Below are 19,925 nucleotides of genomic sequence, written 5' to 3'. Positions count from 1 at the left end.
CACCGGCGGCCGTCCGGGCGCAGCACAGGGCGGCGGGGCGTACGGCGTGCCTCAGCCGCCGGCCGAGCACCCGGCCGCGTCCACCTCGCTGATGCCCCCGGTCGGCGGTGCGGGCCAGGGCGCGGGGTACGGCGGCCAGCCGGCCCCGCCGCCGGGTGCACCGGCGGGTGGCGGCAGCGGGTTCTCGCAGCCGACCACCTATGCGAAGGGGCAGCCGACCCCGCCCCGGGGCACCCGGGTCGGCGGCGGCCCGACCCCGCCCGGCGGCACGCCGGCCGGCGGCACCCGCCGTCCGGCCGCCCCGCCGGTGGCCTCGGGCGGTCTGGGACGGACCAGGAAGGCCCGGCTGCGGGTGACCAAGGCCGACCCGTGGTCGGTCATGAAGGTCAGCTTCCTGCTGTCGCTGGCGGTCGGGATCATCATCATCGTGGCGGCCGCGGTGCTGTGGATGACGCTGGACTCGCTCGGCGTCTTCGACTCGCTCGCCAAGACGCTGAAGGACGTCACCGGTTCGGACACCAACGGCGGCGGCCTGAACCTGATGGACTACGTGGGCTTCGGCAAGGTGATGACCTTCACCTCGCTGATCGCCGTGGTCGACGTGGTGCTGCTGACCGCGCTGTCCACGCTCTCGGCGTTCATCTACAACGCGGCGGCCGGCTTCACCGGCGGCATCGAGCTCACCCTGGCCGAGGAGGACTGACCGTCCGGGCGTGACCCGGGCTCAGTTCCCGCCCCGCACGGGGCGTTTCCGTCCAGGAGCGGAATCAGCGGGCCCCACCGGCTGTTGCAGCCGGTGGGGCCCGTCGGCATTTCGGGTGACAGCCGCGGCGCGCGGCGCGCCACCCGGACGGGTCGGGTGGGTGGTGGGCTTAGCTGGGTCAGCCCGTTCCGCGTCTCCCGGTCGCCGCAGGCCTCCCGGTCCCATTCGGACCCACCGGTCGGGACCGGTACGGCCGGACAGGCACAGCAGGACGGAGGCGCGCGGTGGCGGAGCTCGCAAGGCGACTGGTCGAGGCCCTGGACGGGCTGCTGGGGGTCACGGTGCCGCTGCGGCTGCAGACCTGGGACGGCAGCACCGCCGGCCCGCCGGGGGCGCCCACCCTGGTGCTGCGCAACCGCCGGGCGCTGCGCCGGCTGCTCTGGCGGCCGAACGAGCTGGGCCTGGCCCGCGCCTATGTCGCGGGCGACCTCGACGTCGCCCCGGGCAGCGATCTGTACGAGGTGCTGCGCGCCGTCGCGCACGTCGCCGAACTCCCGGAGGTGCGCCGGCTGCGGCTCGGCGCCGGTGACGTGCTGGGGATCAGGGGCCGCCGCGCCGCCGGGGCCCTGCTGCGGGCCGGTGCGATCGGCCCTCAGCCGGCCCCGCCGGCCGAGGAGGCGCCGGACGGCCGCGGGCGGGCGCACAGCCGCAGCCGGGACCGGGCCGCGATCCACCACCACTACGACGTCGGCAACGACTTCTACGCCCTGGTGCTGGGCCCTTCGATGGTCTACTCCTGCGCGTACTGGGAGCCGGCCGCCAGGAGTCTGGAGGCGGCCCAGGAGGCCAAGCTGGACCTCATCTGCCGCAAGCTCGGACTGCGGCCCGGGATGCGGCTGCTGGACGTCGGCTCCGGCTGGGGCTCGCTGGTGCTGCACGCGGCCCGGCACTACGGGGTGACGGCGGTCGGGGTCTCGATCTCCGCGGCGCAGGTGGAGCTGGCCCGCCGGCGGGTCGAGGAGGCGGGTCTCGCGGACCGGGTGGAGATCCGGCTCCAGGACTACCGGGAGGTCCCGGACGGCCCGTTCGACGCGATCTCCAGCGTCGGCATGGCCGAGCACGTCGGCGAGGCCCAGTACCAGGTGTACGCGGAGCACCTGTACCGGCTGCTGGCGCCCGGCGGCCGGCTGCTCAACCACCAGATCGCCCGCCGGCCGGACCGCCCCGGCGAGCCGTACCGCCCCAGCCCGTTCATCGACCGCTACGTCTTCCCGGACGGCGAGCTGTCCCCGGTCGGTTCCACCGTGTCCCGGCTGGAGGCGGCGGGTTTCGAGGTGCGCGACGTCGAGTCGCTGCGCGAGCACTACGGGCTGACCCTGCGTGAGTGGGTGGCCAATCTGGAGGCGCACTGGACGGAGGCGGTCCGGCTGGTCGGCCGCGGCCGGGCCCGGGTCTGGCGGCTCTACATGGCGGCCTCCGCGCTGGCCTTCGAGGAGAACCGGATCGGGGTCAACCAGATCCTGGCGGTCCGCACCGGCGCGGACGGCGCGTCCCGGCTGCCCGCCACCCGCGCCGAATGGCTGGCCGCCCCGGGCACCGCCTCCGACCTGCCCGTCCCGGAGGGCCCCGGCGGAGGGCCGGGCGTATCGGATTTGGGGGATCGGCGATCGGTCCGCTAATCTTTCAGTGCGGCAAGGGGCTATAGCTCAGACGGTTAGAGCGCTTCCCTGATAAGGAAGAGGCCACAGGTTCAAGTCCTGTTAGCCCCACCACCGCGAAGGGCCCGGAGCATCGCTCCGGGCCCTTCGGCGTTTTCCCGGTCCGGAGCCGGAACCACGGGCCCCGCCCGGGGGTTGTACCGGGCGGGGCCGGGACTGCCCGGCGGCTTCCGACGGACGAGGCGGTGGCGCACATGGCGATGGTCTTCGCGATGACCATTCCGGGGCTGGTCTGCGTGCTGGTGGCGCTGTCCTTCGTCGACCAGCTGGCCCTGCGGGCGCGCCGGTCGCGGCTGGTGCCCTGGCGAGGGACCGGCCGGGAGGGACAGATATCCGCGACCGGCTTCGAGCAGCTGCACGCGCAGTTCGCGGCCGGCAAGCAGCACCAGCTCGACGAGCGGCAGAGCAGTCTGATGCTGCGCGACGAGGAGGGCGAGGGTGCGCCGCCGCGCACCAGGGTGGACCTCGCGGGCGGTAGGGCAGTGGTGGTGGCGCCGACGGCGTCCGGGCCTGCCGCCGAGGCGTCCGCGCCCGCTCCCGGGCGGGCTTCCGGCCCGGTGCCGCGGTCGCTCGGGCAGGAACGGTGACGGCCCTGCGGAGGGTCTGCGCCGGGCGGAACGTACGACAGGAGGTGTGGCGTCAATCCTCCGACCGGACGGGTCGGTTGGAGGCAGCGGTGGCTGGTCACGATTGGGACACCGGTGTGTATCATCGGCCGCAAGGGCAGTCCGGCCAGCCGACAGCCCGTTCGTGCTCGTAACAAACCATGGACTCGTCGGCCCGATCGGATCGATCGGCGCACGGCTGCTGAGTCCGTCAACGCAAGAAGGACGAGGTCCCGCGGTGAAGAAGCTTCTCCTGGTCGCCCTGGTCGCCCTCGGCGGCTTCTTTGTCTACCGTCAGGTCCAGGCGGACCGCGCCGAGCAGGACCTGTGGACCGAGGCCACCGACCCGGTCCCGGCCGGTCGCTGAGGCCCCGGACGATCTGACGATCGACAGTCTTCGGAGGCGCCGGACGGTGCCTCCAGGGCCGGTCGGCCCGGTCGGGTGACCGGGTCGGCCGGACGTTCCCGGCCCCGCACGGCGGTAGCGCCGGAACCGGGCACCGGATTCGTGCCGGAACCGGGTACGCTAGTGCCCGGTGGTACGCAGGGTGCCGCCCCGGGGCTTTAGCTCAGTTGGTAGAGCGCTGCCTTTGCAAGGCAGATGTCAGGAGTTCGAGTCTCCTAAGCTCCACAGTGTGTCCACCGCGCGTGGACGGCCCGGCGGCCGCCGCCCCGACCTCGGGTCGGCGGCCGCCGGGCTTTTCCGTTGCTGTTCGCCCAGTGCTCAGTGCGGTTTGCGCGGATCGTGCGGCTTGGGGCGGTCGTCCTCGCCGGGGGCCGCGGCGGGCCGGTCGTGGTGCTCCCGCGCCGGGTCCGGTCCGGGCCGGTCCTCCGTCGCGGAGACTCCGGCCGGGGTCTCCGCCGAGCCGTTCACGGTGCTGCCGCCGGTGCCCGAGGCGTGTGCGCCGACCGGACCGGCGGAGGCGGCGGACGGCGGCTCGACCAGCCATTCCGGGTTGCTGCGGTGCCGCCACCACTGCCAGGCGACCAGGCCGCTGGCGATCGCGACCACGCCGGCCACGGCCAGGCCGGTGGCCCAGCCGCTCCGGCAGGACCGGCGGGCGTTGCGGGCCGCGAGGTCGCCGATCTCGGCCGAGGTGACGTTGCCGCGCATCGCGGTCAGGGCGGCGGCGCCGCGCATCTGGGCCTCCTGCGCCACCGGGACGACGGCGGCACGGGCCTCCTCGACGGCTTGCACGACCTTGGGGGCGACGGTGGAGCGGGCCTGGTCGGCGGCGCGGGACGCGGACAGGCGGGCGGCCAGTGCCTTCTCCTGGGCGCGGTGCAGCGCCTTGAGGGCGTTCTGCTGGGCCTCCGGTGGCAGGCTGGCGAAGGCGTGACCGACCTGGGGGGCGATGTGCCGGTCGTACTGGACGCGCGCGGTGTGGGCGGCCTGGGAGGCCTGCTGCCGGGCGTTGTCCGCGAAGTTGCCGGCCGTCTCACGGGCCGAGTCCAAACGGGTCACGAGAGTCTCTCCTCCTGGTGGCGTCCTATATGCACATATCCACCTGAATGCTGATCATGCATCCGTATTCGTCCGACGGCATGCCGGAGTGGGCCGTACGCGGGGCACCGGTGCGGGCCGCCGCGCGGAGTGCCGGGGCGGGACACCGGGCGGGAGACCGGGCGGGGCGGGGGTGAGTGGGCCGGTCGGGCGCGGGTACGGCAGCAGTAGGCTGGCGGTTCCGGCGGGTCCCCGTCGGGAGCCCGCACGTGTCGTCGCAGCAAGTCGTGGCAGAAGGGGATAGCCGATGCTCCCGGACGAGCCCAGGCCGCCGATCGACCGGACTCCGGGGCCCGAGGGCGGGCACGGGCCGGCCCGTTGCTACCGGCACCCCGAGCAGGAGACCGGCATCGGCTGTTCGCGCTGCGGCCGGCCGATCTGCCCGCAGTGCATGGTGAACGCCTCGGTGGGCTTCCACTGCCCCGAGTGCGTCGAGGAGGGCGGCCGGCAGGTCAGGAGGGCGACCACCCGGTTCGGCGGGCGTCCGGCCGGCGCCGACCCCCTGGTCACCAAGGCGCTGATCGGCGTCAACCTGGTGGTGTTCGTCCTGGCCGCCTACGTGCTCACGCCGTGGCTGGCCTACGACCTCGAACTGCGCAGCTTCGCCCCCGACGCGTCCTACCCCTTCACCAACGGCGTCGCCGAGGGCCCGGGCCAGTGGTACCGGCTGCTGACCGCCGTCTTCCTGCACACCGCGCCCTGGCACATCGCCACCAACATGCTGGTGCTCTGGGTGCTAGGCCCGCAGCTGGAGGCCGCGCTGGGGCGGATCCGGTTCCTCGCCCTCTACCTGCTCTCCGGACTGGCCGGCAGCGCCTTCGCGTTCCTGGTGGCCGGCGACTCGATGCGGTCGCTGGGCGCCTCGGGCGCGGTCTTCGGCCTGCTGGGCGCGACCGTGGTGCTGTACCGCCGGGTCCGGGCGCCGCTCGGGCCGATCGTCGCGCTGCTGGTGTTCAACCTGATCGTCACCTTCTCGGTGCAGGGCATCGACTGGCGGGCCCACCTCGGCGGGCTGGTCGCCGGGATGCTGACCGCGGCCGGCCTGATGTACGCCCCGCGGGCCCACCGGGGGGCGGTGCAGGGGCTGACGCTGGCGGGGGTGGCGGGCCTGGTGCTGGTGATGCTCCTGGCCGGGATGGCCGCCTACGGCGGGTGATCCGGCGCCGCCGGACGGTGCGCGCGCGGGTACGACGGCCGCACGGTTGTCCACAGCGGGTACGGGGTTGTGCACAGGCGGTGCCGACCGGTGGGTGCGGACGATTGTTCTACGCGCGTCCCGCTGTGCGTATCCGGCATTCGGGGGAGGGCGCGCGGCGGTGTGGAAAGCGCCCCCGGCGCAAGTTATCCACAGGCCCGCAGGACTTTTCCCCAGTGTGGATAACCATGTGGATAAACGAGATAAGCGGATAACCGCGGAGCCCGGAGCTCCGCACTGCCGTTCGGGCGCACCACGAAGCCGCCCCGGGGACGAACGGTGCCGGGGCGGCGGTGGAGGAACTCAGGGCCGGGGCCCGGACGTCATTTCCACTGGGTGGAGACGCCGAAGCCCGCCGCGATGAAGCCGAAGCCCACCAGGATGTTCCAGTTCCGCCAGCTCTCGACCGGCCAGCTGCCGCTCGTCACGTAATAGGTGACGATCCAGACCAGACCGATCAGGAACAGCGCCAGCATCAAGGGGGCAACCCAGCCGCGGCCCGAACTGATCTTCACCGTCGCCGTGGTCGGCGGCGTGTAGTCGGACTTCTTGCGGAGTCGGGACTTCGGCACGAGGAGCTCTCCTGTCGATGCGCTGTGACCGCGCAGGGGTTCACGGTGGTGTGGCGGCGTCCGTTAGCGTAGTGGCTCGGCGGGTCCGAAGGAGATAAGGGTACGGTGCCTAATTTGTCGATTCCCCCTCGGCCCGGCCCTACCCGCGCCTCCGGCACCCGAATTGTCGGACGTGCCCTGACCTGCGCCGTCTTCGCGCTCGCCGGACTGCTCTTCTACATCAGCGCGCAGACCGCCCGCGGCACCGATCTGCGCACCGACAACTCGCTGCTCAGCCTCTCCGACGTGATACGCCAGCGCAGCGCCCAGAACCAGCAGTCCCAGGCCCAGCTCGCCGACCTCCAGGACCGCTCCCAGCGGCTCACCGAGCAGCAGGGCGGCAGCCCGGCCGACGCCGCCCGGCTGAGCGCCCTGGAACAGGCCGCCGCGCTGGAGCCGCTCCAGGGCCCCGGCCTCACCGTCACCCTCAACGACGCCCCGCCGAACGCGACCTCGCGCGTCCCCGGGGTGCGCGAGCCGGACGTCAACGACCTGGTCATCCACCAGCAGGACATCCAGGCCGTGGTCAACGCGCTCTGGCGCGGCGGCGCCGAGGGCGTCCAGGTGATGGACCAGCGGCTGATCTCCACCAGCGCCGTCCGCTGCGTCGGCAACACCCTGCTGCTCCAGGGCCGGGTCTACTCCCCGCCCTACGTGGTCAGGGCGGTAGGACGGACCGACGCGCTGCGCGCCGCCGTCGACACCGACCCCTCGATCCGCACGTACCAGAAGTACGTGCAGGCCTACGGCCTGGGCTGGAAGCTGCAGGAGAGCGGCGACCTCGCCCTGCCGGGCTACTCGGGCACGGCGGACCTCCGCTCGGCCACCGGCCAGTAGCGCACCGGTGCACCGGACCGCGTCCGGGGGCCGGGTCTACTCTTGACCCCAGTCCAATACGTCGAGGGAGCACCATGTACGGCTGGATCTGGCGTCATCTGCCGGGGAACATCCTGGTCAAGGCCGCCATCTCGGTGCTGCTCGTGCTGGGACTGGTCTACCTCCTCTTCACCTATGTCTTCCCGTGGGCGGAACCGCTGCTCCCCTTCGGTGACGTCACAGTGGACGGGAACGGCGACGGCGCCGTCGGCTGACCCGACGACCCGCCCCGTCCCGTCCCGGTCCCCGCACCCCTCGGAGAACGCGCGCCCATGACCTCCCGGCCCACCCAGCCCCGCATCCTGGTCGTCGACAACTACGACAGCTTCGTCTTCAACCTGGTCCAGTACCTCTACCAGCTCGGCGCCACCTGCGAGGTGGTCCGCAACGACGAGGTGACCGTCGAGCACGCGGTGCGCCGCGACGGCGACCGGGGCTTCGACGGGGTGCTGCTCTCCCCCGGCCCGGGCGCCCCGGAGGAGGCCGGCGTCTGCATCGAGATGGTGCACCACTGCGCGCGGGCCGGCCTGCCGGTGTTCGGCGTCTGCCTGGGACTGCAGTCGATCGCGGTGGCCTACGGCGCGGTGGTCGGCCGGGCGCCGGAGCTGCTGCACGGCAAGACCTCGCCGGTCGAGCACGAGGACGGCGGCGTGTTCGCGGGCCTGCCCTCGCCGCTCACCGCGACCCGGTACCACTCGCTGGCGGTCGAGCCGGCCACCGTGCCGGACGAGCTGGTGGTCACCGCGCGCACCGGCAGCGGCGTGATCATGGGGCTGCGCCACCGGGAGCTCGCGGTGGAGGGTGTGCAGTTCCACCCGGAGTCGGTGCTCACCGAGGGCGGTCACCGGATGCTCGCCAACTGGCTGGCCCAGTGCGGCTACCCGCTCGCCGTCGACCGGTCGGCCGGGCTCGCCCCGGTGATCGGCCGGGGCTGAGCGGCGTGACCGCGGTGCGTCCGGAGGGGCGATACCAGCCGGGGGCGGACCCGCAGGGCGGTGACGCGTACCGCGCCGGGGGGCAGTTCGAGCAGCAGCACGACCCGTACGGGCAGCCGCAGGACCCGTACGGGCAGCAGCACCTCCAGGGGGGCCCGTACCAGCAGTCCCCGCAGCAGTACCCGCAGGGCGCGGCCGGGCCGTACCCGCAGCAGGGCGCCTACCCGCAGCAGGACCAGTACGGCCAGTACGGGCAGCAGCCCCAGCCGGGCCCGTACGGCCAGCAGCCCCAGCAGCCGCAGCAGGGCCAGTACCAGTCCTACGACCCGTACCAGGCCGAGCCGGTCCACCACGGCCGGGGCGGCGACGGCGGCTCCGGCGCGAACACGGCCTGGCCGGCGCAGCCCGGGGCCGAGGACGGCTGGGGCGTCTACGAGCAGGCGGCGCCGCCCGTCGCGCCGGTGCCGGCCGAGGCGGCGCTGTCGGCGCCGGACCCGGCCGGGACGGTGCTCGCCGCCGCCGAGACGGTCACCATGGCGGCCGTGGCCGGTGAACGGCAGCCGCCCGCCCCGGGCGGCCGGGCCGATCGCCGCCGTGCCGCGCAGGGCCGCGGCCGGCGCCGGGCGGGCGGTCCCGCCACGGCCGCGCCCCGGGCCAAGGAGCCGGCGGCGGTGGTCTTCGCCCGGTTCCTCGGCGAGCTGTGCATCACCCTCGGCCTGGTGATGCTGCTCTTCGTCTCGTACCAGCTCTGGTGGACCAATGTGCAGGCCGACGCGGCCGCCGACGGTGCCCGCAACCGGCTGGAGCAGCAGTTCGACGCGGGCCCGGCCCAGGGCGCCCCGGCGCCGGGACAGCCGGCGCCCGACCCGGCCAAACCGGAGGTCTTCGAGCCCGGCAAGGGCTTCGCGATCATCCACCTGCCGAAGCTCGGCCAGAAGTTCCCGATCGCCGAGGGCACCGCCAAGGCCCCCGTGCTCGACAAGGGCCTGGTGGGGCACTACTCCGGCACTGGCATGCCGGCCGACAAGGCGGGCAACTTCGCGCTGGCCGCGCACCGCAACACGCACGGCGAGCCGTTCCGCCGGATCAACCAGCTCGGCAAGGGCGACAAGATCGTGGTGGAGACCGCGACCGCGTACTACACCTACGAGGTCACCGGCGGGATCCCGGAGACGCCGCCGTCCAATGTGAGCGTGATCAAGCCGGTGCCGAACGGCGCCGGGTACAGCGGTCCGGGCCGGTACATCACGCTGACCACGTGCACCCCGGAGTTCAGCTCCAAGGCGCGCCTGATCGTCTTTGGCAAGATGATCGAGGAAAGGCCGCGCAGCCAGGGCAAGCCGGCCGCCCTCGCGGGGGGCTGACCACGGGCGGGCGGGCGACGACAGAGGGAGAGACGTGACCCAGGGGACCGAGCCGGCGGCCGAGGAGGCCGCTCCGTCGTCCGAGCCGGAGCCCGGCGTCGGACCCCGGCGACGCCGCGGACGGGGCGGCTGGGCGCTGGCCGTCCTGGGCGTCGTCGGCGAGCTGCTGATCACCCTGGGGCTGGTGCTCGGCCTGTTCGTCACCTACTCGCTGTGGTGGACCGACGTGCTGGCGGACCGTTCCGCCTCGGCGGCCTCGGACCACCTGCGCGAGTCCTGGGCGACGGGAGCCCCGGCCGCTCCCCCGTCCGGCGGCCCGTCGGCAGGGCCGTCCGCGGCCGCCGGCGGCACCGGGCCGTCCTACGCGGCGGGTGACGGGATCGGCTTCCTGCACGTCCCGGCGATGGGCCGGGACTACCAGGTGATGATCCGGATGGGCACCGACACGGCGACCCTGGCCGAGGGCGTGGCCGGGGTGTACGAGCAGCCGTACCGCTCGGCGATGCCCTGGGACGAGTCCGGCAACTTCGCGCTCGCCGCGCACCGGGACGGGCACGGGGCGAAGTTCCACGAGCTCGACGCCGTCGGCAAGGGCGACGCGATCGTGGTCGAGACCCGCGACAAGTGGTACGTCTACCGGGTCGACAGCACCCTGCCGGAGACCTCCAAGTACGACACCGGCATCGTCGCCCCGGTGCCGAAGGGCTCCGGCTACACCGCTCCCGGCCGGTACATCACGCTGACCACCTGCACCCCGGTCTACACCTCGCGCTACCGGATGGCGGTCTGGGGCAGCCTGGTGCGGGTGGACGACATCGACGCCGCGCGCACTCCGCCCGCGGAGCTGCGGCAGCGCTGAGGCCGTCGTGGAGGCCCCCGGGGACGCCCCGGGGGCCTCCACGCGTCTCCGCGGCCCTCCGCGGCCCTCCGCGGCCCTCTGCGGGGCCTCCGCAGCCCTCCGGCCTCTCCACGGGCCTCCCACGGGCCTCCCGCAGGCCTCCGCCGGCCCCGTGAACGCCCGAGGGCCCGTCGACGCGGTGTCGACGGGCCCTCGGGCTCACTGCCGGGAAACAACTCAGCCGGTCGGTTCGGCCCCGAGGGGCTCAGAACCAGGGGAACCAGGGCTTAGTTGTTGGGTCCCCCTTTGGTGTTGCTGGGGGTGGGGAGGCCGGGGATCCCGGGGACGGTCGGTGGGTCGCTCCCTTTGGGCGGATCCACCGCCTTGGTCATCAGCCCGACCGAGGTGTTCGGGTCCACCTGGGTGCCGGCCGCCGGGTTGGAGGCGGTCACGATCGCGTTCGGGTCCTGCGGACCCTGGACGACGGTGTACTGCAGGCCCATGGCCAGGAGGGTCTTGCTGGCGTCCTTGAGCGGGACGTTCACCAGCGGCGGGACCGAGACCTTCTCCGGTGCCTTGAAGATGGTCAGCGTGATCTTGGTGTTGGCGGGCTGCTTGCCGCCGGACGGGTTCTGCGAGGCGACCGTGTTGACCTTGGTGGGATCGTTGGTCACCTGGGTCTTCGAGGAGTCCACCTGGAAGCCGGCGCCGGTCAGCGCGGCCTCGGCGGCCTCCTTCTGCTGGCCGAGCACGCTGGGAACGTTGATCTTGGCCTTGCCCTGCGACACGGTCAGCTTGACCGGGGCGGTCGGGTCGGCGCCGCCACTGGCCGGGTCCTGGTTGAGCACCTGGTCCAGCGGGGCGTTGTCGTCGTCCTTGTAGTCGGTCGTCACATTGGTGAAGCCGGCGTCGGCGAGCGCCTTGACCGCCTGCTCCTTGGACTTGCCGACCACGTTGGGCACGGGGGTCTTGGCCGGACCCGAGGACAACTGCACGGTGATCGTGCCGGCCTCGGCGAGCTGGTTGCCCGCCGTCGGGTTCTGCGTGCAGACCTGGTCCTTCTTCACGTTGGCGTCCGGGCAGGCGATCCTGTCGCCCTCGGTGACCACGAGCTTGGGACCGGCCTGGGCGACGAGCGCCTTCGCCTCGGCCAGGGTCTTGCCGACGAGGCCTGGGGCCGCGATCTTCACGGCCTCCTTCTTGTCCTCGCCCTTCTTGTTGCCGAACATCGCCTGGGCGACGAAGAAGGTGCCGACCAGGACCAGCACGGCGGCGACCGCCAGCACGATCCAGGAGGTGTTGCTCTTCTTCGGCTGCTCCCCGCCGCGCCGGCCGCCGCGGCCGTAGCCGTCGTCGTAGCCGTCGTTGCCACCGGCCCCGGGGGCGCCGGCGTAGGTCTGGCCGTAGCCGTCGTCGTAGCCCTGCTGCGGCTGGGCGGCGTAGCCGGCCGGCGCGGCCTGCGGCAGGACGGTGGTCGGACCGCCGGGGACCTGCTGCGGCAGCAGGTTGGTCTGGCCGTACGGGTCGTGCTGCGGGTAGCCGTTCTGGTCGTAGCCGTACCCGGCCGCGCCCATGCCGTACGCGGCGGCCTGCTGGGCGGCGGCCACCGGCAGGCCGTCGAGGAAGCGCTCGATGTCGTCGCGCATCTCGTCGGCGCTCTGGTAGCGGTAGTCGCGGTCCTTGGCGAGCGCCTTGAGCACGATCGCGTCGACCTCGGGACGCACCTCGGGGTCGAAGACGGACGGCGGCTGCGCCTCTTCCCGGACGTGCTGGTAGGCGACCGCGACGGGGGAGTCGCCGACGAACGGCGGGCGCACCGTGAGCAGCTCGTAGAGCAGGCAGCCGGTGGAGTAGAGGTCGGAGCGGGCGTCCACCTGCTCGCCCTTGGCCTGCTCCGGGGAGAGGTACTGGGCGGTGCCGATGACGGCGGAGGTCTGCGTCATCGTCATACCGGCGTCGCCCATCGCCCGGGCGATGCCGAAGTCCATCACCTTGACGTTGCCCTGGCGGGTGAGCATGACGTTGGCGGGCTTGATGTCGCGGTGCACGATGCCGGCCCGGTGGGAGTACTCCAGGGCCTGGAGGATGCCGATGGTCATCTCCAGCGCGCGCTCCGGCAGCAGCCGGCGGCCGGAGTGCAGCAGCTCCCGCAGCGTGGACCCCTCGACGTACTCCATCACGATGTACGGGATGGAGATGCCGTCGATGTAGTCCTCGCCGGTGTCGTACACGGCGACGATCGCGGGGTGGTTCAGCGACGCCGCGGACTGTGCCTCGCGGCGGAATCGGGCTTGGAAGGACGGATCGCGGGCCATGTCGGCCCGGAGCGTCTTCACGGCGACGGAGCGGCCGAGCCTGGTGTCATGGCCGAGGTACACCTCGGCCATGCCGCCGCGCCCGAGGACGCCGCCGAGCTCGTACCTGCCGCCGAGGCGACGAGGCTCTTCCATAGTTGCGACCCTCTCCCTCACCCGCCGGTGAGGTTAGTGACGTAGGTGTCCCCGCACGCTCCCTGTGACGCCGTCCGGGCCCCGGATGGTTCTGCGGTCAGGACCGGTTCGGCACCGCACGGACGGCAACGGGTACACCCGCTGCTGCGGACACGCTACCGGTCGGACCGTACCGGACCCGAGTCGGCCGCAGGCCGATATCAGACCGGTATCCGGACCGGGGGCGCCGATCGTGACATTTCCCTCACCCGCCGCGGGCTCCCGTCACGGCTCCCGACCCGGCTCCCGACCCGGCTCCCGTCACTTGCCGAGGACGGCCTGCATCACGGACTTCGCGATCGGCGCGGCCAGCCGGCCGCCGCTGATGCCGTCACGGTTGTTGGAGCCGTCCTCGACGACCACCGCGACCGCGACCGTGCGGCCGTCGGAGGCCTTGGCGTAGGAGGTGAACCAGGCGAACGGCAGGCCCGCGTTGCCCTCGCCGTGCTGGGCGGTGCCGGTCTTGCCGCCGACGGTGACACCCGGGATCTTCGCGTTCTTGCCGGTGCCGTTCTCGACCACCGAGACCATCAGGTCCTGCATCTTCTGCGCGGTGGCCGGGCTGATCGGCTGCGAGAACTGCTTCTCGCTGTGCTTGGAGATGGTGGTCAGCGAGGCGGAGCGCTCCTCGGCGACCAGGTACGGCTGCATCAGCGAGCCGTTGTTGGCGATCGCCGCGGAGACCATCGCCATCTGCAGCGGGGTGGCCTGGGTGTCGTGCTGGCCGATCGAGTCCTGGGCGGTGCCGTCCGGGGTGGAGTTGGACGGGAAGACGCTCTTCTCGGACCGGATCGGGGTGTCCACGGTGCTGTTGAAGCCGAACTTCTCGGCCTGCACCCGCATCTTGTCCTTGCCGAGGTCGGCGCCGATCTTGGCGAAGACGGTGTTGCAGGACTGGTCCATGCCGGACTTGATCGTGGCGTTGCCGCACTGCTCCCGGTCGGACTCGTTCTTCAGCACGAAGTTGGTGCCCGGCAGGGTGTACGGGTCCGGGGTCGCGGTCTGGTCGTCGATGTTCTGGTAGAGGCCGTTCTCGAACGCCGCCGAGGCCGTGACCAGCTTGAACGTCGAGCCGGGCGGGTAGGTCTCGCGCAGCGCCCGGTTGAGCATCGGCTTGTTGGGGTCGGCGTTGAGGTCGGTCCAGGCCTTGGAGTCGGTGGACTCGTTGCCCGCGAAGCTCGCCGGGTCGTAGGACGGCGTGGAGACCAGGGCCAGGATCGCGCCGGTCTTCGGGTCGAGCGCGACGACCGCGCCCTTCTTGTTGCCGAGCCCCTCGAAGGCCGCCTTCTGGGCCTTGGAGTTGATCGTGGTGACCACGTCGCCGCCGCGCTTCTGCTCCCCGGTCAGCATGTCCAGGGTGTTGCGGAAGAACAGCCGGTCGTCGCTGCCGGAGAGGACGCCGTCCTCCAGCTGCTCCAGCTGGCTGGCACCGAAGGCCTGCGAGGAGTAGCCGGTGACCGGGGCGTACATCTGCGGGTCCGTCCAGGACCGCTTGTACTTGTAGCGCAGGCCGTCCACGAAGGTGGACTGGGTGATCGGCTGGCCGTCGACGATGATGTTGCCGCGCGGGTAGGCGTAGCGGTCGTAGACCTGCCGCTTGTTGTACTTGTTGCCCGCCCAGGCGTCGGCCTGCACGCCCTGGACCCAGTTGGTGCGCACCATGAGGGCCAGGATCAGCACGAGGCAGAAGATCGAGACCCGGCGGATCGGCTTGTTCACGAGGCGGTGCCCCCCTGGATCTCGGGCGTCGGGGTGGGCTCCACCCCGGGACGGCGGGCGTTGTCGCTGATCTTCAGCAGGATCGCGACCAGTGCCCAGTTGGCGACCACCGAGGACCCGCCCTGGGCGAGGAACGGCATGGTCATACCGGTCAGCGGGATCAGGCCGGTGACACCGCCGGCGACCACGAACACCTGCAGCGCCATCGCGGAGGAGAGCCCGACCGCGAAGAGCTTGCCGAAGGGGTCGCGGGCGGCGACCGCGGTGCGCAGACCGCGCTGGATCAGCAGGGCGTAGAGCATGAAGATCGCCATCATGCCGGTGAGGCCGAGCTCCTCGCCGAAGGAACCGAGGATGAAGTCGCTCTTGGCGGCGAAGTCGATCAGCCAGGAGCGGCCCTGGCCGAGGCCGGAGCCGGTCACCCCGCCGGAGCCGAAGGACATCAGCGCCTGGCCGATCTGCTCGGTGGCCCCCTGCGGGTGCTTCGGCTCGAAGGCGGCCATCGGGTTGAGCCAGGCGTCGATACGGGTCTTGACGTGGCTGGCGGTGGAGGCCACCGCGACCGCGCCGCCGATCGACATCAGCAGGCCGACCACGATCCAGCTGGTCCGCTCGGTGGCGACGTAGAGCATCACCACGAACAGGCCGAAGTACAGGAAGGACGAGCCGAGGTCGTTCTCGAAGATCAGGATCAGCAGGCTGAGCAGCCAGATCACGATGATCGGGCCGAGGTCGCGCCCGCGCGGCAGGTACAGGCCCATGAACCGGCGGCTGGCCAGCGCCAGGGCGTCGCGCTTGACCATCAGGTAGCCGGCGAAGAACACCGTCAGGATGATCTTGGCGAACTCACCGGGCTGGATCGAGAAGGCGCCCATCCGGATCCAGATCTTGGCGCCGAGGTCCTCCTTGCGCTCCGGGAAGAACGCCGGCGCGGCGAGCAGCACCAGGGCCACCGCCATCGAGATGTAGGTGTAGCGCTGCAGGACCCGGTGGTCCTTCAGGAAGACCATCACCACGATGAAGAACGCGATGCCCAGGCCCGACCACATCAGCTGGTTGGAGGCGGCCGGGAAGTTGTTGTGCAGCAGCGGGCCGGCCTTGTCCAGCCGCCAGATCATCACCACGCCGAGCCCGTTCAGCAGGGTGGCGATCGGCAGCATCAGCGGGTCCGCGTACGGCGCGAACTTCCGCATCAGCAGGTGCGCGATCAGCGCGAGCGCGCCCATGCCCAGGCCGTAGCCGAGCATCCCGGCGGGCAGCTTGTCGTCCATCGCCAGGCCCACGTTGGCGTAGGCCAGGACCGGCAGCAGCACCGCGAACGCCAGCATCGCCAGCTCGGTGTTGCGCCGGTTCGGCGTCGCCTGCGGCGAGATGGTGGTGTTGCGGCGGCGCCGCGAGGACGCGCGGTCGGCCGGCACGCCGGCGGACCGGCTGTTCGGGTCGCTGCTCACATCGAAGGTACTCATGCTCCCGCCTCGCTCCGCTCGGCCGGGGCATCCGCCCACACGCGCTTCTCGATGGCTCTGTCGCTTCGCTCACTCATGGGTCGGCCGCTCCCCGACGGCCGGACGGGCCCGCGCGGGGCGGGCCTATGTCGGGGGGTCGCGTCCGTCACGGCTTCGGGCAGGAGTCGGCGCGCTGCCGCTCCTCGTCGCTCAGGCCGGGCAGGTCGCTCTGCGGGGCCGCCGGGGCCGCGGCACCCTGGCTGGGTACGGGGGCCGGGGCGGTGGTGCTCGGCGTGCTCGGACTCGGAGTGGTCGGGCTGGGAGTGGTCGTGGGGACGCCGGCCGCCGGGGCCCGTCCGGTCGAGGACGGGCTGGGCGCGGTGGTCGCCGTCACGAACCCGGCGTGCGTCGCCACCGTCCCGGCGGCGGCCTGCTGGGTCGGCTGGCCGGTCGCCGGGGTGCCGCCCGGGGCGGTCAGGCCGCCGGCGGCCCGGACGTCGGAGACCTTGCGGCAGAACGCGGCCTGCTCGCCCAGCTTCTTCACCTTGTCGTCGGCGTCGCCGAGGCTGCTCGCCGAGATGGTGTTGGTGACGTGGGTGCGCTGGTCCTGCGGGAGGTACTTGAGCTCGATGTCCTTGTACGGGGTGTGCACCGAGGACAGGTTCAGTCCGGCCAGGCTCTGGTTCACGCCCTGGAACACCGCGACGTGGTCGCCCTCGGCGCCGACGTAGTACTGGCTCTGGGTCCACTGGTAGCCGAAGAAGCCGCCCGCGCCCAGCAGGCCCACGGTGACCAGGCCGACCAGCGAGAACGCCAGCGCCCGGTTCTTGCGCCGGGGCCGCCGGCGCGCGTCGTCGTCGTAGTCCTCGGTCCCGTGGACCGAGGGATCGGCGGCGCCGCCCTCCGGGTAGCCGCCCTCGTAGCCGCCGGCCGGGCCGAACCCGGCGTCGGGGTGGCCGGCGCCGTAGCCCTCGGCGGGGCCGAAGGCGCCCTGCGGGCCGCGGCCGAGTCCGGCGGCGCGGCCGGCCGGGGTGTCGCGGATCGACTGGTCCGCGGCGGTCGAGGACGGCGGGGTCTCGGCGACCGCGCCGACCACCACCGGCACGTCGTTGAAACGGCCGCTGAGGGTGTCCGTGGCGCCGACGTCGAGGACGTCCGCGACGATGCAGGTGATGTTGTCCGGGCCGCCGCCGCGCAGCGCGAGCTGGATCAGCTCCTGCACGGTCTGCTCGGGCGAGTAGTAGCTGCCCAGGGTGTCCTGGAGGGTCTGGTGGCTGACCGGGCCGGAGAGGCCGTCGGAGCAGATCAGATAGCGGTCGCCGGCCCGCACCTCGCGGATCGACAGGTCCGGTTCGACCTGGCCCCGGCCGTCCAGCGCGCGCATCAGCAGCGAGCGCTGCGGGTGGGTCTCGGCCTCCTCCGGAGTGATCCGGCCCTCGTCGACCAGCCGCTGCACCCAGGTGTGGTCCTGGGTGATCTGCACCAGCGAGCCGTCCCGCAGCAGGTAGGCGCGGGAGTCCCCGACGTGGACCAGGCCCATCCGCTGGCCGGTCCACAGCATCGCGGTGAGGGTGCAGCCCATGCCTTCGAGCTGCGGGTCCTCCTCGACCATCTGCCGGAGCCGGTCGTTGGCGCCCTGGACCGCGTCGCCGAGGAGGGTCAGCAGGTCGGCGCCCGGCACGTCCTCGTCCAGGCGGACGATCGAGCCGAGCACCTCGGAGGAAGCGACCTCACCGGCCGCCGCCCCGCCCATGCCGTCGGCCACGGCGAGCAGCCGCGGGCCGGCGTAGCCGGAGTCCTCGTTCCCCTCCCGGATCAGTCCCTTGTGGGAGCCGGCGGCGAAGCGCAGCACCAGGGTCATGCGACCTGTGCCCCCCTCTGGGTCATGGACGGGATGCTGTCCCTCATGCGCTACTACTTCCGCAGTTCGATGACGGTCCTGCCGATACGGATCGGCATGCCCGGCTGGAGCGGGGTCGGCGCGGTCAGGCGCTGACGGTCCAGATAGGTGCCGTTGGTGGAGCCTAGATCCTCCACCGTCCACTGCCCAGTCTGGTCGGGATAGATCCTGGCATGCCGGGAGGACGCGTAGTCGTCGTCCAGCACGATGGTGGAGTCGTGCGCCCGGCCCAGCGTGATGGTCTGGCCCTGCAGCGCGACGGTGGTCCCGGCCAGGGAGCCCTGGACCACGACCAGCTGGGTCGGGGCGCCGCGGCGGCGCCCGCCGCCCTGGGTCGGCGGACCGCCGGCCGGGGGCTGGCCCTGCGGGGCCCGCCCGGCCGCGCCGGCCGCGGGCGCCGCCGCGGTGGCACCGCCGCCCCGGCGGGAGGACCGGGGGTTCACCCTGGTTCCGAAGAGGTCGCTGCGGATCACCTGGACCGCGACGATCACGAACAGCCACAGCACGGCCAGGAAGCCCAGCCGCATGACCGTGAGGGTCAGTTCTGACATAACCGCGCCCGCTCTACCCTTCGACCTGTCGGTAGACGATGGTGGTGGAGCCCACGACGATTCGAGAGCCGTCGCGGAGCGTAGCGCGCTGGGTGTGCTGCCCGTCCACCACGATGCCGTTCGTCGACCCCAGGTCCAGCACCATCGAGGGGGTTCCGGGGCGGATCTCGGCGTGCTTGCGGGACACCCCGGGGTCGTCGATGCGGACGTCCGCCTCGGTGGAGCGGCCCAGTACGCAGGCGTTCCCGGAGATCTGGTGGCGGGCGCCGTTCACCTCGATCCAGCGGCGCGTCGAGGTGCCGTGGCCGGCGCCCGGGAAGGGGCGCACATTGCCGCCGGCGGGGCCGGCGGCAGCGGTCGGCGCGGGCGGGGTCGCGGGAGGCGCGGCCGGTGGCGGCGGGGGCGCGGCGTACTGGGCGCCGCCCTGCTGCCACGGCGCGCCGGGGGCCGGAGCGGCCGGCGGACGGCCGTAGCCGGGCTGGGTCGGCTGCGCGGGGGCCTGCTGCTGCGGCTCCTCCGCGGCGAGGGTGCGGCTGCGCACCCGGTACAGGCCGGTGTCGAGGTCGTCGGCCTTCTCCAGGTTCACCTGGAGCGGGCCCATGAAGGTGTAGCGCTGGGCCTCGGCGTACTCGCGGACCATGCCGGCGAGCTCGTTGCCCAGCTGCCCGGAGTAGGGGCTCAGCCGCTCGTGGTCGTGCGGGCTGAGTTCGACGATGAAGTCGTTGGGCACGACGGTCCGCTCGCGGTTCCAGATGCTCGCGTTGTTGTCGCACTCGCGCTGCAGCGCTCCGGCGATCTCCACGGGCTGGACCTCGGACTTGAACACCTTGGCGAAGGTGCCGTTGACGAGACCCTCAAGTCGCTGCTCGAACTTCTTCAGCACTCCCATGGGGCACCCCCTTCCAGGGTTCGTTCGCCTGCCTGCCGACCGGTTTCCGGGGGGAGCCGGTCGCGCCTACTTGCGGTACTTCCGTACTGATCGTATCCACGCCGGGGCCATCCGTACGGTTCCCGGACCACGTGGTGCCCGGGGGTGGGCTCGGACACACAGGGTGACGCATGCGGGCGGCAGCATGCCAGGGCTACCCGCCCGGCGGGCCCGCCATCCCTCGCTCGCCTGTTCGCCGGGCATCCGTTCGGATGCGCTCCGCCTCCCCCGGGAACGGATTCGGAGGTGACCCGCAGGTCGTGCTACTGTTTTGCATGTCGGAAGGGGCGCCCACCGGGCGGCCCGATCGAAGAAACGCGAAGGCCACATGGTACCGAGCGGATCGGCTGATCGACCGGCAAGCGGTGAAAACACCCATGCGCGGGTGGCGGAATAGGCAGACGCGCTGGATTCAGGTTCCAGTGCCCGAAAGGGCGTGGGGGTTCAACTCCCCCCTCGCGCACAGCGAAGCCCCGCAGATCTTCGGATCTGCGGGGCTTTTTTGTTCCCCGGTGCCGGACCGGGCACCGGCACCGGCTGCGGC

Annotated in this window: 18 protein-coding genes and 3 tRNA genes; 13 read left to right on the top strand and 8 right to left on the bottom strand. The window is 72.5% G+C overall.

Features of this window, described 5'->3' with window-relative positions:
• Positions 1–46: 46 nt before the first annotated feature.
• The 6 genes from IF01_RS0107010 (at position 47) to IF01_RS0106985 (ending at position 3,657) form a co-directional block, all read left to right on the top strand.
• A complete protein-coding gene (locus IF01_RS0107010; RefSeq protein WP_051740578.1) occupies positions 47–703 on the top strand; it encodes a DUF3566 domain-containing protein in 657 nt (218 codons plus the stop codon).
• 284 nt (positions 704–987) lie between these two features.
• On the top strand, positions 988–2,382 hold the full coding sequence (locus tag IF01_RS0107005; protein WP_030392411.1) for an SAM-dependent methyltransferase: 1,395 nt from the start codon (positions 988–990) through the stop codon (positions 2,380–2,382).
• Positions 2,383–2,398: 16 nt separating this feature from the next.
• Positions 2,399–2,475, top strand: a tRNA-Ile gene (locus IF01_RS0107000).
• A 140-nt stretch (positions 2,476–2,615) separates the two neighbouring features.
• On the top strand, positions 2,616–3,008 hold the full coding sequence (locus tag IF01_RS0106995; protein ID WP_063764169.1) for a DUF6191 domain-containing protein: 393 nt from the start codon (positions 2,616–2,618) through the stop codon (positions 3,006–3,008).
• A 256-nt stretch (positions 3,009–3,264) separates the two neighbouring features.
• Positions 3,265–3,393 carry a DLW-39 family protein gene (locus IF01_RS47395; protein WP_014137031.1) on the top strand — a complete coding sequence of 43 codons (129 nt, stop codon included), beginning with the start codon at positions 3,265–3,267 and terminating at the stop codon, positions 3,391–3,393.
• 191 nt (positions 3,394–3,584) lie between these two features.
• A tRNA-Ala gene (locus IF01_RS0106985) sits at positions 3,585–3,657 on the top strand.
• 93 nt (positions 3,658–3,750) lie between these two features.
• Here IF01_RS0106985 and IF01_RS0106980 read toward each other — a convergent pair.
• On the bottom strand, positions 3,751–4,491 hold the full coding sequence (locus tag IF01_RS0106980) for a DUF5324 family protein (RefSeq protein ID WP_149030320.1): 741 nt from the start codon (positions 4,489–4,491) through the stop codon (positions 3,751–3,753).
• Between the two features lie 286 nt (positions 4,492–4,777).
• On the opposite strand from IF01_RS0106980, the gene IF01_RS0106975 reads away from it, so the two are divergent.
• Positions 4,778–5,686, top strand: coding sequence for a rhomboid family intramembrane serine protease (locus IF01_RS0106975; protein ID WP_094745481.1), 909 nt, complete (start codon positions 4,778–4,780; stop codon positions 5,684–5,686).
• A gap of 362 nt (positions 5,687–6,048) precedes the next feature.
• Here IF01_RS0106975 and crgA read toward each other — a convergent pair whose 3' ends face one another.
• Entirely contained in the window at positions 6,049–6,297 is a 249-nt protein-coding gene (gene crgA / locus IF01_RS0106970) for a cell division protein CrgA (protein WP_030392407.1), read from the bottom strand.
• A gap of 120 nt (positions 6,298–6,417) precedes the next feature.
• On the opposite strand from crgA, the gene IF01_RS0106965 reads away from it, so the two are divergent.
• The 5 genes from IF01_RS0106965 (at position 6,418) to IF01_RS0106945 (ending at position 10,370) form a co-directional block, all read left to right on the top strand.
• The gene (locus IF01_RS0106965; protein WP_051740707.1) at positions 6,418–7,173 is read left to right on the top strand and encodes a DUF881 domain-containing protein; all 756 of its coding nucleotides are present in this window, start codon (positions 6,418–6,420) and stop codon (positions 7,171–7,173) included.
• A gap of 74 nt (positions 7,174–7,247) precedes the next feature.
• Positions 7,248–7,427, top strand: coding sequence for a hypothetical protein (locus IF01_RS0106960; protein ID WP_030392405.1), 180 nt, complete (start codon positions 7,248–7,250; stop codon positions 7,425–7,427).
• 57 nt (positions 7,428–7,484) lie between these two features.
• The gene (locus IF01_RS0106955; protein WP_030392404.1) at positions 7,485–8,147 is read left to right on the top strand and encodes an aminodeoxychorismate/anthranilate synthase component II; all 663 of its coding nucleotides are present in this window, start codon (positions 7,485–7,487) and stop codon (positions 8,145–8,147) included.
• A 5-nt stretch (positions 8,148–8,152) separates the two neighbouring features.
• Positions 8,153–9,511 (top strand): class E sortase, encoded by a 1,359-nt coding sequence (locus IF01_RS49765; RefSeq protein WP_030392403.1) that lies wholly within the window; start codon positions 8,153–8,155, stop codon positions 9,509–9,511.
• A 34-nt stretch (positions 9,512–9,545) separates the two neighbouring features.
• Positions 9,546–10,370 carry a class E sortase gene (locus IF01_RS0106945; protein WP_037779186.1) on the top strand — a complete coding sequence of 275 codons (825 nt, stop codon included), beginning with the start codon at positions 9,546–9,548 and terminating at the stop codon, positions 10,368–10,370.
• A 266-nt stretch (positions 10,371–10,636) separates the two neighbouring features.
• Here the strand turns inward: IF01_RS0106945 and pknB are convergent, their stop codons facing one another.
• From pknB to IF01_RS0106915, 6 genes are all read right to left on the bottom strand, one after another.
• Positions 10,637–12,799 (bottom strand): Stk1 family PASTA domain-containing Ser/Thr kinase, encoded by a 2,163-nt coding sequence (pknB, locus tag IF01_RS0106940; protein ID WP_063794943.1) that lies wholly within the window; start codon positions 12,797–12,799, stop codon positions 10,637–10,639.
• A 300-nt stretch (positions 12,800–13,099) separates the two neighbouring features.
• Positions 13,100–14,557 carry a peptidoglycan D,D-transpeptidase FtsI family protein gene (locus IF01_RS0106935; RefSeq protein ID WP_030392400.1) on the bottom strand — a complete coding sequence of 486 codons (1,458 nt, stop codon included), beginning with the start codon at positions 14,555–14,557 and terminating at the stop codon, positions 13,100–13,102.
• Positions 14,554–16,023 carry an FtsW/RodA/SpoVE family cell cycle protein gene (locus IF01_RS0106930; RefSeq protein WP_078879734.1) on the bottom strand — a complete coding sequence of 490 codons (1,470 nt, stop codon included), beginning with the start codon at positions 16,021–16,023 and terminating at the stop codon, positions 14,554–14,556. Before IF01_RS0106930 ends, IF01_RS0106935 begins: the two co-directional genes overlap by 4 nt.
• A gap of 145 nt (positions 16,024–16,168) precedes the next feature.
• Complete coding sequence (locus tag IF01_RS0106925) at positions 16,169–17,863, bottom strand: PP2C family protein-serine/threonine phosphatase (RefSeq protein ID WP_030392398.1); 1,695 nt, start codon at positions 17,861–17,863, stop codon at positions 16,169–16,171.
• Between the two features lie 53 nt (positions 17,864–17,916).
• Positions 17,917–18,453, bottom strand: a complete 537-nt coding sequence (locus tag IF01_RS0106920; RefSeq protein ID WP_030392397.1) for an FHA domain-containing protein FhaB/FipA — start codon at positions 18,451–18,453, stop codon at positions 17,917–17,919.
• Between the two features lie 13 nt (positions 18,454–18,466).
• Entirely contained in the window at positions 18,467–19,342 is an 876-nt protein-coding gene (locus tag IF01_RS0106915; RefSeq protein ID WP_030392396.1) for an FHA domain-containing protein, read from the bottom strand.
• A 418-nt stretch (positions 19,343–19,760) separates the two neighbouring features.
• On the opposite strand from IF01_RS0106915, the gene IF01_RS0106910 reads away from it, so the two are divergent.
• A tRNA-Leu gene (locus IF01_RS0106910) sits at positions 19,761–19,844 on the top strand.
• Positions 19,845–19,925 lie beyond the last annotated feature (81 nt).

Source organism: Kitasatospora purpeofusca (assembly GCF_000718025.1).
Classification (GTDB): domain Bacteria; phylum Actinomycetota; class Actinomycetes; order Streptomycetales; family Streptomycetaceae; genus Kitasatospora; species Kitasatospora purpeofusca.
The sequence above is the reverse complement of the archived record's forward strand: the minus strand, read 5'-3'. Positions and strand labels throughout refer to the sequence as shown.